Origin of the sequence: Sunxiuqinia elliptica, from assembly GCF_900113005.1 — a bacterium.
GTDB lineage: Bacteria > Bacteroidota > Bacteroidia > Bacteroidales > Prolixibacteraceae > Sunxiuqinia > Sunxiuqinia elliptica.
In genome coordinates, this window is the sequence record NZ_FONW01000006.1 from 155,001 (window position 1) to 168,483 (window position 13,483).

Annotated in this window: 16 protein-coding genes; 3 read left to right on the forward strand and 13 right to left on the reverse strand. The window is 44.2% G+C overall.

Features of this window, described 5'->3' with window-relative positions; all coding sequences use genetic code 11:
* Positions 1-2: 2 nt before the first annotated feature.
* From BM156_RS12750 to BM156_RS12785, 8 genes are all read right to left on the reverse strand, one after another.
* On the reverse strand, positions 3-752 hold the full coding sequence (locus tag BM156_RS12750) for a class I SAM-dependent methyltransferase (protein ID WP_093920272.1): 750 nt from the start codon (positions 750-752) through the stop codon (positions 3-5).
* A 39-nt stretch (positions 753-791) separates the two neighbouring features.
* Complete coding sequence (locus BM156_RS12755; protein WP_093920273.1) at positions 792-1,664, reverse strand: SDR family oxidoreductase; 873 nt, start codon at positions 1,662-1,664, stop codon at positions 792-794.
* A 321-nt stretch (positions 1,665-1,985) separates the two neighbouring features.
* Complete coding sequence (locus tag BM156_RS12760) at positions 1,986-2,426, reverse strand: RDD family protein (RefSeq protein ID WP_093920274.1); 441 nt, start codon at positions 2,424-2,426, stop codon at positions 1,986-1,988.
* Positions 2,365-2,853: a hypothetical protein gene (locus tag BM156_RS12765; protein WP_093920275.1), complete on the reverse strand. Its 489-nt coding sequence runs from the start codon at positions 2,851-2,853 to the stop codon at positions 2,365-2,367. The genes BM156_RS12760 and BM156_RS12765 overlap by 62 nt, the downstream gene beginning before the upstream one ends.
* 136 nt (positions 2,854-2,989) lie before the next feature.
* Complete coding sequence (locus BM156_RS12770; RefSeq protein WP_093920276.1) at positions 2,990-3,202, reverse strand: GldL-related protein; 213 nt, start codon at positions 3,200-3,202, stop codon at positions 2,990-2,992.
* A 54-nt stretch (positions 3,203-3,256) separates the two neighbouring features.
* Positions 3,257-3,751 (reverse strand): hypothetical protein, encoded by a 495-nt coding sequence (locus BM156_RS12775; protein WP_093920277.1) that lies wholly within the window; start codon positions 3,749-3,751, stop codon positions 3,257-3,259.
* A gap of 88 nt (positions 3,752-3,839) precedes the next feature.
* Complete coding sequence (locus BM156_RS12780; RefSeq protein WP_093920278.1) at positions 3,840-4,376, reverse strand: DUF2867 domain-containing protein; 537 nt, start codon at positions 4,374-4,376, stop codon at positions 3,840-3,842.
* A 190-nt stretch (positions 4,377-4,566) separates the two neighbouring features.
* Positions 4,567-5,658 carry a tetratricopeptide repeat protein gene (locus BM156_RS12785; protein WP_093920279.1) on the reverse strand — a complete coding sequence of 364 codons (1,092 nt, stop codon included), beginning with the start codon at positions 5,656-5,658 and terminating at the stop codon, positions 4,567-4,569.
* Positions 5,659-6,244: 586 nt separating this feature from the next.
* On the opposite strand from BM156_RS12785, the gene BM156_RS12795 reads away from it, so the two are divergent.
* Positions 6,245-6,979 (forward strand): DUF6261 family protein, encoded by a 735-nt coding sequence (locus BM156_RS12795; RefSeq protein ID WP_093920281.1) that lies wholly within the window; start codon positions 6,245-6,247, stop codon positions 6,977-6,979.
* A gap of 89 nt (positions 6,980-7,068) precedes the next feature.
* Here BM156_RS12795 and BM156_RS12800 read toward each other — a convergent pair whose 3' ends face one another.
* From BM156_RS12800 to BM156_RS12815, 4 genes are all read right to left on the reverse strand, one after another.
* Positions 7,069-7,599 carry an alpha/beta hydrolase gene (locus BM156_RS12800; protein WP_093920282.1) on the reverse strand — a complete coding sequence of 177 codons (531 nt, stop codon included), beginning with the start codon at positions 7,597-7,599 and terminating at the stop codon, positions 7,069-7,071.
* 94 nt (positions 7,600-7,693) lie between these two features.
* Positions 7,694-8,557, reverse strand: coding sequence for an AraC family transcriptional regulator (locus tag BM156_RS12805; protein ID WP_093920283.1), 864 nt, complete (start codon positions 8,555-8,557; stop codon positions 7,694-7,696).
* A gap of 187 nt (positions 8,558-8,744) precedes the next feature.
* The gene (locus BM156_RS12810) at positions 8,745-9,218 is read right to left on the reverse strand and encodes a TrmO family methyltransferase domain-containing protein (protein WP_093920284.1); all 474 of its coding nucleotides are present in this window, start codon (positions 9,216-9,218) and stop codon (positions 8,745-8,747) included.
* Positions 9,219-9,385: 167 nt separating this feature from the next.
* Positions 9,386-9,964 (reverse strand): pentapeptide repeat-containing protein, encoded by a 579-nt coding sequence (locus tag BM156_RS12815; protein WP_093920285.1) that lies wholly within the window; start codon positions 9,962-9,964, stop codon positions 9,386-9,388.
* A 128-nt stretch (positions 9,965-10,092) separates the two neighbouring features.
* Here BM156_RS12815 and BM156_RS12820 point away from each other — a divergent pair, with 128 nt between their 5' ends.
* Positions 10,093-10,899, forward strand: a complete 807-nt coding sequence (locus BM156_RS12820; protein WP_093920286.1) for a phosphatase PAP2 family protein — start codon at positions 10,093-10,095, stop codon at positions 10,897-10,899.
* A gap of 38 nt (positions 10,900-10,937) precedes the next feature.
* Positions 10,938-12,110, forward strand: coding sequence for a hypothetical protein (locus tag BM156_RS12825; protein ID WP_093920287.1), 1,173 nt, complete (start codon positions 10,938-10,940; stop codon positions 12,108-12,110).
* Between the two features lie 138 nt (positions 12,111-12,248).
* On the opposite strand, the gene BM156_RS12830 is transcribed toward BM156_RS12825, so the two are convergent.
* Positions 12,249-13,454, reverse strand: a complete 1,206-nt coding sequence (locus BM156_RS12830; protein WP_093920288.1) for an L-serine ammonia-lyase — start codon at positions 13,452-13,454, stop codon at positions 12,249-12,251.
* Between the last annotated feature and the right edge of the window lie 29 nt (positions 13,455-13,483).

Sequence of the window (13,483 nt, forward strand, 5' to 3'; positions counted from 1 at the left end):
GCTTATTCTTTTTGACGAATGTAAGCATATAAGTTCATTTTTACCACCTTCGATTCTGTTTGTTCCCAGAGAGGGGAGAGTTGATCTTGAAGGATTTCAAGGATGTCCTGCTGCTTTTCTTCGCGGTATCTTTTTACGGCAGACCAAGTTGAAACAAAAGCCAAGAGATCTTTCAACTGCCAGTGTTGATTCATGGAAAACTCCGGAATGTCAACTTGCTGAAAAGGAAACTGAACACCTTGGAATCCCGACATAATGAGCCTGTTTTTATCCGACCAATAGGGGGAAATGGCAGCATGCAAAACGTGATCAATAAGTTGATCGATGGCAGGACTGATCATGAAAAAGCCATAGCCAAAAATGGCCAGTACACCTTGGGAACGCAGAATGCGATTCGCTTCTTCGAAAAAGGCGGGGATATTGAACCAGTGTAAAGCCTGCCCAACGCAAATCAGGTCAAAATGGCGATTCGGAAAATTGGTAGACTCAGCAGCACTGAGCTGATACGTAATTTTGGGATGCCTGAACGCTTGTTTCAGTTGGTTTTCACTAAAGTCGGTTGCCTGAATTTCTTCAAACTGATTGGCCAGATCAATGGCCACCTGTCCATTGCCACAAGCACAATCCCAAAGGCGTTGGCGCGAGGGAAGCAGCGAACAGAGGTAGTCGTAAAATTCGGCGGGGTATTTGGGCCTTGACCGGGCATAATGCCGGGAGTCAACATCAAAACTTCGAGAATTTGGATCCATCATTTAAAGGTTTGTGTTAAGGAATGAAGCTTGCTGAACCCGTTAAACTTGTTCATTGAGTAAGGCTTGAACCACGCTGCTGTTTTGCAGCTTCCCCTTTGGATCCAGGTTTGTTTTGTACTGGCAAAATTCCTCAGCCCATTTCGAAGTCCGGACTCTAATTGGAGGAGCACTCGACTGCGCAATTCCTAAAATAACCTGGGCAACTTCATGCGCTTGCTGAAAGGATTGCGTGTCTCCTTGAGCAGCCCGTTCCTGGATGCCGGCAATGTATTTCTGAAGGATGGGGAGGTAGTCATCCTGGGGGATTCCATTTGTGCCCATGGTTTTTTTTGTGGCCGATTGGCTGAACTCCGTGGCGATTCCTCCGGGTTCGATGGCCGTGAAGTGAATGCCAAAATTTTGTGGCAAATAAGTGGCCAAAGCTTCGGTATAGCCTTCAACGGCGAATTTGGCTGCACAGTAGAGCTCGTTAAATGGTTGTCCAACCAAGCCACCAACTGACGAGATATTGATGATGTGGCCGGACTTTTGCTTTCTCATCCAGGGGAGTACGGCTTTGGTACAACGAACCACACTTAGGTAGTTGACTTCTGTAACCCATTGAATTTCTTCTTCCGATGCTTGTTCCGTCGTTTTTGCAAAGCCGGCACCGGCATTGTTTATGAGGATGTCGATTCGGCCTTCCTGCTGCTGAATGGTTTGAACTGCTTGGTTAATGGACGCTACTTGACAAACATCTAACTCAATAATTTTCAGTTGGGTATTTCGTTTGGCAGACTCTTCGAGCAAGCGATCTTTTTTGTTGAGGTTGCGCATGCTGGCGTAAACGGTATAATTCTGTTCCGCAAATTGTAAGGCCGCTTCAAAACCCAGCCCTGATGATGTTCCTGTGATCAGTACAACTTTGTTCATTTTATTTTAGTTATTGGTTCATGCTTTTGTTGGCGGGCGATTAAAAAAATAAAGCAGTTGATGGCTCCGAATCAAGGATAAGAGCTTGGTGGCTGCTCTGGAATCAAAGTTCGTTTGGCTTTTTATTGTTCGTGTTCAGAAACGCGGGTTAACGATTGTGAACGCAGGTTATAGGAATGGCATTCCCCTGAAAAACGGGAAACATGTTTTGTAAAACAGATCGGGGGTGATATTGTTTATCAGTTGGTTAGTTGATCTGTGAGGAGTTGATGGAGTGGGCGGATTTACGGTGTTGGCGTGGTCGAATGCTCGACTTTTGGTTCAAGTCTGGTCTGCTTTCAAATAGGTTTTTGATAACACATCATGCGCTCCGGCTTTGCCAAACAGGAAGGAAAAGGTGTCGAAAGGATAAAAACGCAAAACGGTGCGTAAAAAGATTCGTGCTTTGTTTGGGCGTTGACCGTGCCCATCAACAACGGTGGTTTTGGTGAGCAGTTTGCCAATGGTTTTTCCACTTAGCGATTCCAATAGCCAGTAGTAAATAAAGCTGCACCCGAACAACAGAAGCTCTACGCGTTGTTGTGTGAGGGCGACAAGTACTGTGGTAAGAATAAAAATGACGACCAGATCAACAAGGCAGTTGATGAGGCGAATTCCTTTGTTGACCGGTTGGATTTGTTGGTTAGTCACGACCTTTTCGTTATTTGTTCCAACTGTAGCCGATGCCCATGCCAAACCAAGCCCATTGGGTCTCGACAGCATTCATTAGCGGATTCCAGTTCAGGTTAAAAAATAAGCCGTTCGCTTTTGGCGTAATTCGGATCCCCGCTTTTCCGTAAGCAATGTAACCCAAATTGTCGGCTCCATTTGAAAACGAGAGGTTATTTCCAACAGTTCTTAGAAAAACGGCTGCTGATATACCTGCACCGTATTCGAAAGCGACGCGATTTTTTCCGATGAGTCCGTTCAGCCCAATTGGGAAAATAAGTACATCGGGGACATAGCCAAAGCCCATTCTCATCCCCAAACCATCGTTTCCCGGCTTAAAGCGAAAGTCGTAGTTTACGGAGCCAATAATTCCACTTCCCAGTAGTTCGGCGTAAACAGTTCTTTTTTTAGCTTGTCCTTGGGCAAATAGACTGGTTGAAATCAGCAATATGGTTGCGGTCAGAAAGATTAGTTTTTTCATCGTTTGGGGTGCTTTTTGTTAGTCGATCATTTGAATAATTATGATCGACTAAAGTAAGCTTTCCAAGGAATTATCCAACAACAATTTTAAGTTGGTGAAATCAGTCAAAAGAATTTAGTTTAGGCGAAAAGGCCTCCTAATCTTTCTGTTGCTCTTGTAGTTTTTTAAGTTGGTTTTTCAATCGGGTGTTGTCGATAATCAGCATGACAATTCCCAGGATAGAGCCTGTGATTAGAAGTTGGCTACCGTAAGGATAGTGTTGAAGTTTGAAGAAAGCTCCCAGCAGGATCAGTGCAGAAGCACAACTGTAAAGAACCTTGATTAAAAGGTCGGCTTGATTTGATTTCATCGTGTTCGGTTTTTAAGTAGGTAAACAAAAATAATTAAAATGTATAAATGTGGGCTATTTTATTCTTAAAAGGCGAGTGATAAACGTTAAGTTGGTGATCATGAAGTAGCCAATAACAACATTCAGTCCGCTAATAAGCCAGTTCGACTTGTAATTTGCGTTTAGTGGTTGCGATTGAATGTCTGTGTAAAATGCACTCCAGCTTTGGCTAATAAAGGCCGGAAGGTTATGGATAATCAAAAAGCCTCCGATGATGAATATCCCTATTTTTACTATTTCCTGCGTGTTTAAGTTGCCGAGATCAAGTTGTTTGTTATCAAAACCTTTTTCGAGCTTGAGTAACCTGACGATGTGAGGTGTCTTAAAAATAAGTAGAAAGAAAAGGCCTATGACTAAGGCAATCATCAAAATTAGATAAATAGTTGATTGTAATTCTAAATGGGGAAGCATGAAAGAGATATTCTGAGGTAGAGTTACAAAGAGAGTGACCGCTATGGAATAAAGTCCGAATAGTTTGATAACTAAAATGAAAAAGTCTTTGGTTGTCATAGGATAATTGTTTATTGAGTTAATAATGAGAAAACGATGGTTGGGAATTCATGAGGCTTTGCGGTATAAAGCCTATTTTTAAAGTCACCTAGCCGCGCGCTTTTCGGACTAACTCTTTAAGCATTCTTCTGACAATAAGTTGATGAAAAGGCTTAACGGGAACGAAATAGATCCTTCCGAATAGGTTGTTGAATTGGACCGCAGTTGTTATGGCTATTTTCTTTTGGGTGGTTTCAGCGTTTGGGCGATCAAGCAAAAGCGATACACGAAAATCGAGGTGTTTATCATCTTTACCTAAAATAAGTTCGTTCTCAGATCGGGCATAGAGCTTAAAAATCCCCAGTTGTTCGCCCAGCTCAAATTTGAGTTCGTCAAGCTCTTGTTGTTTGGCTTTATGGAGGTCGGAGGTCTTTAATCCCACCAATTTGACGAGTTGATCCCGGATGGCCATTAAGGTATCTATCCAGGCAGGACCACTGGATAAAAGCAATTTGGCAATATGCTGAATGTCGTTTTGCTCTCCATCAACCACTGCCTGGCTTTGGAAACTATCGATGTAATGAAAGGACGCTTCATCCTGTTTTAACAGCGAACGACTCGGGATTTTGTTTTGTTTCGTTATCATTTGTTTAGAGGGGGAGTTGAGTGTTTGTTAGCTAATGAATGTGAGTGAAAAATTGCCGGCATTTTTATTCTTTATTATAATAAACTCTAAAAATACCAGCTAATATTAGGAGTTGGACTGTTTTTGTTGTCTTATTAATTTAAGGAATTCACTTTTTGATAGTTGGGTTGCTAACTTCTTCTGATTTGTTTCATTCATACTGTGTCCTGTGAAATTTGTTTTCATCGTTAATTTTCATTGGATTACTTGAGAACCATTCAATAAATTTATCAAATTGTTCGCTGTTTTGATTATACCATTCTTCGAATTCTTTTTCGTTGCCTTTCATAAATAACCAATAATTGTAGGATTCAAAATGTTCTAAATCAATTAATTTTTTGTGCCAGTCAAACAATATGTTTGGATATTCTGTATTTCGATTCTTATCATACCATTCTGTGATAAATGCAGTTCTAATGTTGCTAAATGATTTTATCCCCAATTCATTTTCATTTGCTTCTGGAATAACAGACAAAGCCATTGTCATTTCATAAGGTATCGAAAAAGGAATCTGTAAGTTGTCTGCCTTTTCAGAAATCGGGAATTGAGCTGCTTTACTAAAACTAACACCAACTTCGGTGTCTGATTTTATAGTTATTGCTGATTGATATGTTTCATAAAGAAGCTTGCTTATTTCTTCAGTTTTTTTAGACCCCCTTTCAATATTCGCAAATAATTCACCATACAAAATCCCCCAGATCTTTTCAGTAGTATATTTGCAAAAATATATTGATGCTGTATGGTAATTTGAAGGGTAAGGTGGGTTCCGAAGAATACCCTCTTCCCAAATATTTAATGCTTCATCATATTTTTTTAGAACCTCCAGAACATTTCCTTTTTCAAAATGTAGTCTTCCGGAATTAGGAAACTTTTCTAGCCCTTGATTATATATTGCTATTGCTTTTTCTGGTTCTCTTTCCATGTCCCAGATGTTTCCCAATAAAGTGTAACACTGATCACTATTTTCTTTATACGTCAAGACTTTTTCTAATTCTTGAATCGCCTTTTTATAATCATTTTTTAGATAGTAGGCGTAAGCTGTTTCGTATGGGTAATTATAATTTTCAGGATCAAGTTGTTGTGATTCTCTCAGCATCTTAATTGATTTATCAATGTCTCCATTGTCCATCAGTTTGATTGCTTTAACGGCTTTTTCATATGCAATTACTTTGTCACTTTTCTCTTGTGAGAACGAATTCAAACTTAGTGTGATTATTAAAATACTGATGACTATTTGTCTCATTATTTGATTGTTTTATTGTAATAGAGATTATTTGGTTTTTAGATTAATCCACCACTTATCCAATTAGTTTGGGCAATGTACAAAATAGAAAGCGATAATCGAGATTATGTTTGTATGCTATAGAGCGATAGGAGGTGCAGCGCGCGATGTTGGGCAGGGAGGGGAGGCCGGTTTGGTTTCTCGCAGGCTGGCGAGAGGCTTTCTTGGATCGGAATTAGCTCTCGCAGCGCTGCGAGAGCATTTCTTGGACTGGGTTTGGGCTCTCGCAGTTCTGCGAGAGTATTTTCTGGATCGGAATTTATTGTCGCAGCGCTGCGAGAGTGTTTTTTGGATTGACTTTGGGCTCCCGCAAGGCTGCGAGAGCATTTTTTGGATTGGGTTTGGACTCTCGCAGGCCTGCGAGAAAATGTTTAGAAACTAAAAAAGCCCTTCAAATTGGCGGATGTCGCATGTTTTTAATGTATAATCGTTAAAAATATGTTTATAAACATAGTTGATTTGTGACTCAGAAGGTTGACTCTAAAATAATGATGTGTTAAATTGCTTCTGATTATCGTATTAATCAAGAACCCCTAAAATCATTACCATGGAAAAACTAATTGTATTTTCAATTCTGAATACGGGTGAAGTCTCTTCGTTAACCACTGGTTTGTTGTCGGCAGGCGCGCCAATAGCCCAGTCAGATAACCGTTTTCGGGAGCTCTACTCCAATGTTGAGGAGATTAATGATCGCTTAACTCAAAATCTAAAATATTCAGCAAAAAGTTTATTGACTGAAACACTTTCAAAACTGGATAAAAACAGGGATCAAGGCTTTGTGTGTTTACGCGACCAATTGCAGGCAATTTCCATCTCTTTGCTTCCGGCCAAGGCGGCACTTGCCAAGCAGCTTTATGCGGAGTTTGATAAGCTGGGCACTTCGCTTTACCGCTTGGGCTACCAGGTACAGTCGTCTTTGCTGAATGCCTTGTTTGAGGCTTTTGATAAAGCAGAGGCACAACAGCAGCTCGCCACCCTTGGGCTGATTGACGATTACGAAGCTTTAAAATCGGCCGAAAACACTTTCTTGGCTGCTCGCAAACGTCGGGTAGCCGAACAAACCAGCCGCTCGGTTGAGAATGAGCCGGCCACGGAAATTGCCGAAGAACTGTTGCCTGAATTGTCAAAAATGGTGACCTACGTTCAGCTGTATGCTGAGCTGGAGCCGGAAACTTACGAGGCGGCTTTTCAGGAAATGGTAACGATTATTAACGAGGTGAACCGGACAGCCCGGTCTCGCCATACCCGCCAGGAAAACGAAGCTGGCGATCAAATGGAATAAGCTGTTTTTTGGGGAAGAAACAATTATTCTAGATGTTTTTTTGATTAGTTTGGGTTGTAGTCCTGGGGAGGCTGCAACCCTTTTCCCTTTCAGGGGGTTGCACTTGCCTTTAGCTCTTTTACAATTTGCTGAGCGATCTGTTGTTCGGTGTAAAGTTGGTGCCCAAAGCCCGGAATTCGCTCATAAGTTACGGGCATGCGTTCCAGCCATTCGGAAGCTGGGGCGTAAGGATCATTAGCTCCAAAGTAAAGATGGACTGGGGTGTTTAGGCTTTGTGTTTCGTAGCGTAGTCTGGTTGATGAAAGGGCAATCAAGCGTTGGATGGGGAGTCCTTTTAATCCGGCTTGCCAGGCAATGGTCCCGCCCACGCTGAATGCCAGTACCGTGACTGCTTTGGGTTCCAGGCGTAGCAATTGGTTGCAGGCCGCTTCAATCCCTTCGTTTACAAAATGAGCATGCCGCACGGCTTCGGGCAACTCTTCAGTCGGTAGGCCTGCCAACTGGCACGAGTCATAAACCTGGATATCAAAAACAGCACTCAGGTCAATCAGGTAGTGGTTGAGCCACGGGGCTTTTTCAATCCCCCACAAATCGGATAAAACAAGGAGTCTGGGTTTCATTTTGCTGCTTTTTGAAGGCTGCCAAGGTAGCGATTTTCATCGATAATCGTTTCCCTGATTCGGGTTCTGGCAGGTTTGTTTTCGCTCTTGGACATTAATCCACGGGAATGTAGATCTCACTTTCCGATTGTTCGTTGTAAGGCCCCAGGTATTGATCGCCATACCGTTCAAAATTGAAGGGTTTGTTGAGGCGGTAATGGGTGTCGGGCAGGTATTGGTGGTAAATGTAGCGATAGGTGTAGCCAACCGCATTGGACAGTCCGCGATGTGTGAACCGGAGGTATTTCCCTGCCGGAATTTGTTTGACTACAAAGTAAGGCGGAAGCCCGGCTAGTTGAGCTATCTCGGCACCAATAAAAAAGTACATGCCGCCAAGATCCTGAATGTCGGACCAATATTGCAGTTGAATAAAGTGTTGCTCGTTGCCGGCCGTTTGCAGTTGATGGTGCTCGGCCATAAACTGGTTCCATTGGTTCGATAAATCGTTGGGATAAGCATCCTCGGCTGCAAAAAATGAGGTGCCGGCCAAGAGAAGCTCCGGAAGCTCAATTTCCTGGGGAGGGCTGGCATTTGAATGAGCGGTCCCAAAAATTTGATCCGCACTTAGCGGTTGAAGTAGGGGAAGTGTGAGCACCGATGCTCCGTTTCGCACCTTGCTGGGGCTTAGGTTGAACTGCTTGCGGAAAGCCCGGGTAAACGATTCGGGGCTGCCAAACTGGAAATCGTAAGCAATGTCCGCTATCTTCTTGTCGGTGGTTCGTAATTCGTGAAGGGCTTCGGTGAGCCGCCGTTTTTGCAGGTAGCTTTTGGGCGAAAAGCCTGTGGTGTGCTGAAAGAGCCGGATGAAATGGTAAAGCGAGTAGCACACTTCATTGGCTACGGTCATCACATCTAGCTCAGCTTGAAGGTGGTCCTCCATGAAACAAACAGCTTTGTAAACGAGGTCTTTGTTGGTCATGTGCTAAAGATAAGGGCTGTCCGCTAAAAAACGGATGCTTTTTGTCAGCGGACAGCCAATGAAATGGATCTCTAATTAGTGCCTGCAAGAAAACCCTCAAAACCAAAGTCTCTGATAAGAAAATGTCAAAGACAAGGCTTTCAACCCGAGAGTAACGCAGTATTTGGCGTTTTCTTGCAAAGACTACCTAAAAATTGAACTCTTGATCCCAGTCGAAGCTGGCGGTGTCTTCATGGTTTTGAGGCCAGTGCTTGCACCAGTCGGGCACCTCGCAGTCTTTCACCCGCTCACTAAAATGATAGGGTTTGATATCGAGCACCGGGCTGTTGTTGGCCGCATCGATGTATGGAATGTGAATTGTTCCGGTTTCCTGGTCAATGTGAAGCACATCGATGTTGGTGATCAGGATAGGATTGGGGCGCACCTCGGCACGGGTTGCAAATACGCCAACTTCTTCGGGCCCTTTGCTGTAGGGTTTCTGAAAGGTCAGGCTTTGGCGTTCTTCATCCGAGTCGGATAAATGGCCCCACCACAGCACTTGCAGGTGGCTGAATCCGGCGATGTTTTTCAAGGCCGGGATAAAGGCTTTGTCCAGCTGAATGGCGAACCCGTTTTCTGCTTTTACCACACCAATTGGCTTTAATTGCATTGCATTGTTCATTGTTATTCTGTTTTAAGATTTGAATTGAAAAAATGATCAATGGCAAAAGTAGGAGGTACGCTCCGCACAGACCTGACAAGTTTTGCGAATCAAGCCTTCATTCTTAACCCGAATTGCTAAAAGCTGAAATAAGTGGTGTCTTCTTCGGTTTCAAGAGCCGAAAGAAACTAAAACCCCTCAATCCGAAGGTCGAATTGGCTGAGCAGCCCCGGTAAGCCAATCACCGAGAAACGGGCCTTTTTGACCCGGTTGGCTGCCGGATCAATGGTGTAGTTTTGGGCCGTGCGAAAGTCTGCCTTTTCCAGGTTGGTCCGGAAAAAGTTAGCTTCACTCAGTTGACAGTTGTCAAAAACGGCTTCGTTGAGTTGCGTTTCACTAAAATCGGCCTGAATCAATGAGCAATCGATAAAGTGGGTTTGCTTCATCTTTTTTTGAGAGAAAAGCGCGTAGTCCAGCTGGCAGCGTTCAAACCGAACTTGAAACAAAAAATTATTGCATTGGCTAAAATCAAAGCCCATCAGTTTGCAATGTTTAAACCGAACGTCTTTCAATCCGGTATCCAGTACTTTTACCAGTATCAGGTTGCATTGTTTAAAATCGCAATCTAAAAAGACGGTTTCGCTGAGGTTGCAGTTGGCTAATGAGCAGTTGATGAAGGTGCATCCATCAAATTCAAGTCCGGCGAGCTCTTGTTCTGTAAAAGTCTGTTGTTCGAAGGTTTTATCGTAGTTGGCAGTTTCCAGCATGGCTTATTGTTTGGCGATAAAGTTATTTTAAATATCGGAAACAGCTGTTCAGTTTAAGGAGAAACCCTAAATTTGTTGCTGACAAAATTCGTTGCCTTTGTGGTAACCAAACCTATTTCAGACAATTCATGAAAAAAAATAAATTTCTCCTGCTATTTGCTCTATTTCTGCCTTCGGTGTTAATAGCACAAGTCGATACCCTGCAATTAAACCGGACCTTTGCTAAGAAGTGCTGGTCTGACACAAAAAAACTGGTCACAACACCCGTTCGTTGGGATTCGCGTGACTGGGGAACCTTTGGCGTAGTGACGGCCTCGACGGCTGCCCTGATGCTGGTTGATGAACCGGTGCACGATGCCTTTCTATCGTGGAATGAGCAATGGGGTGATGGGGGAGAGCAGTTCACCTCCAACTTTTTGGAGCCTTGGGGTGCCAAGTATTCCTTGGCCGTGGTTGGCGGCTTGATGGGCTATGGCTTATTGGCCGGCGATTTGAAAAGTCAGTCAACTGCTTTGATGGCTGGCGAGAGCTTTGTGCTGGCCAGCTTATTGGTGCGCATTCCGAAGATGGTGTTGGGCCGTGCCCGTCCCGACTCGGGAGAGGATGTGTCGCCCTTTCGGTTCGATGGGCCTTTTGAAGGAACGAGCATGCCCTCAGGCCATACTACAGCGGTATTTGCTGTGGCATCGGTAATTGCCAACCAGTATGCTGATAGGCCAGTTATTCCTATTCTTTCGTATGGAATTGCCACAGCTGCCGGTATATCGCGCCTTTATGATGGCCGCCACTGGTTAAGCGATGTGGTGGCAGGTGCCGCCATGGGGATTGCTGTTGGCAACATGGTCAGTGGCAAGCAAGCGAAGCATAAACGCTTGGCGGTATTGCCCTGGGCTACCGGAAAACGGGTCGGTGTAAGTCTGGCTTATAATTTGTAAGGAACTTTTTGCTGAGAAAAAAATAGAAAACTGATTGTATGATTGAGAAACTAAAACCCATGAAGAGCTGGCCTTATCTTTTCCTTCTTGTCTGGTTGTTTGCGGCCTGTTCGTCAGGCCAAAAAGCACTGGAGCGGGGAAATTACATCGAAGCGATCGAGAAAGCAGTTAACCGGCTGAGTAGTGATCCGGGCAACAACAAAGCACGCAAGGTGGTGAAAGATGGTTACTCCATGGCGATGGAATATTATCAGGAAGAAATTGACCTGATCTTAAGTACGAACACTGCATTTAAGTGGGGGCAAACCCTGGATGTGATGCAGCGGGTTAATCATTTGGGGAATTTGATTCGACGGGTTCCGGCTGCGCGAGAATTGGTTCCTTCACCTAAAATTTATACTTCGGAACTGGAACAGGCTACCGAGCGGGCTGCCGAAGAGCGATATCAGGCTGGGGTAGCCAGCTTAAACCAGCCAACGCGCGAAGCGGCTAAAGAGGCTTTTTATCATTTTCAGCGGGCCGATGAGCTTATTGGTGGCTACAAAGATGTGGCAGAGAAAATGCATGTGGCAAAAGAGCGGGCTACAATTCATGTTATTCTGGAGGCAATTCCGCTGCCATCGCGCCGCTACGAGCTGTCTGCTGAGTTTTTCTATGAGCAGGTGATTAACCGGATGAAGCAGAACTTTCCGGGTTCTGGATTTGTATCGTTCTACACGCCCGATGAAGCCGAAAAGCAAGCGCTTCGTTATCCGGATATGGTGGTCAGCATGGAGTTCTACGATTTCTTTATCGGGAAACCGATGCATTTTGAAAAGCAGGAAAACCTGAGCCGGGAGCTTGAGTATGATGTGGAGGTGAAGGTCGGACGTGATTCGGTACGTATTGAAAAGCGCCGGAAGCTAATCCGCGGAAAGATTAAGGTGATCACCGATGAGGTATCCTCGCAAGGATTATTGAATGTGAAGATTGAAGAATTTCAAAGCCAAAAGCTTATTCTGAATCAGGAGATCCCTGGCGATTTTGTTTGGCGGAACCAATACGGTGTTTTTGTGGGCGATGAGCGGGTGCTGACAGATCAGCAAGTTCGTATTTTGAATAATCAGGCAATTCCGCCACCAGCTCCTCAGGATTTATTCATCGAATTTACCCGTCCAATTTATATCCGCTTAACTGATCGGTTGACGAGTTATTTTCGAAAGTATGATTAGTCGATAAGCAGTTTAGAAACGGATATTTCTTGTTTTCGAAGCGCAAGACTTTAACTGATATTATAAAGGCGCATGTTTGAGATTCATTATTGAAAATCAAACGTGCGCCTTTGTCTTTTTAGTTCTTTAATCAATCGCTTAATATTTCGGAAGCGCTTGGTAACGGGCTAAGCCACCTTTACTTGTTTCTTTGTAGTGCGCAGACAGGTCTTTCCCGGTTTGATACATGGTTTCGACAACTTCGTCGAAACTAATCCGGTGATGTCCATCACTCATCAATGCGTAAGTGTTGTGGGCAAGCGCACGCTCGGCAGCCATGGCATTCCGCTCAATGCATGGAATCTGAACCAGCCCGGCAACCGGATCGCAGGTCAGCCCTAAATGGTGTTCAAGCCCCATTTCCGCAGCATATTCAATTTGGTTAACGGTTCCGCCCATAAGCTGGGTTGCTGCCGCTGAGGCCATCGCGCAGGCCGTTCCTACTTCGCCTTGGCAGCCTACTTCTGCTCCCGATATCGAGGCATTATGCTTAACCAGGTTGCCAATTAGCCCGGCAGTTGCCAAAGCCTTATAAATTTGCTTGTTCTTAAGCTTGTAAACTTTTTTGTAGTATTTCAGTACGGCTGGGACAACACCTGATGCACCGCAGGTTGGAGCCGTGACAATCAAACCGCCTCCTGCATTTTCTTCTGAGACTGCCAAAGCGTATGCAAATAGTTGCGATCGCTTTTTAAAAGGGCCGGTAAAGTTATCGGCTTTTAGCTTAAAGGCTGCCGCTTTGCGCGGAAGATTTAAGCCTCCGGGTAAAGTTCCCTCGCGATGTAAGCCGGTTTTAATCGCCTCATCCATGGTTTTCCACACGGTCGCTAAAAAATCCCAAATATCCGGACCTTCTTTTTCTTCGACATACTCCCAAAGCTGCTTGCCATTTTTATGACACCAATCTAAAATATCATCAAGCTTGGTAAGCTCATAAATTGACGATGTTTGCTGGTTGATGCCTTCTTCTGAAATGGCTCCTCCACCAGTGCTGTAGTATGTTTTGGTACTTTCCACTTGGTCTTTTTCGTCCAGCGCTTCAAATTTAATGGCATTGGGATGAAAGGGAAGAAAGGTATCCGGTTCCCAGATGATTTCAAGCGGGTAAAGTTTAAAAACTTCGTCCACTGCAAAATCAGTAAGGTGCCCTTTGCCGGTAGCGGCAAGGCTACCATACAAGGTGCATTTAAAACGCTTAGCTGTGCGGTGTGCTGCCAAAAATTGCTCAGCAGCAATTCTCGGGCCCATCGTATGACTGCTTGATGGACCATGTCCAATCCGGTATATTTCGCGAATCGATTTCATCTCTTTTGATTGTCTTTTTTCGTTTGCCC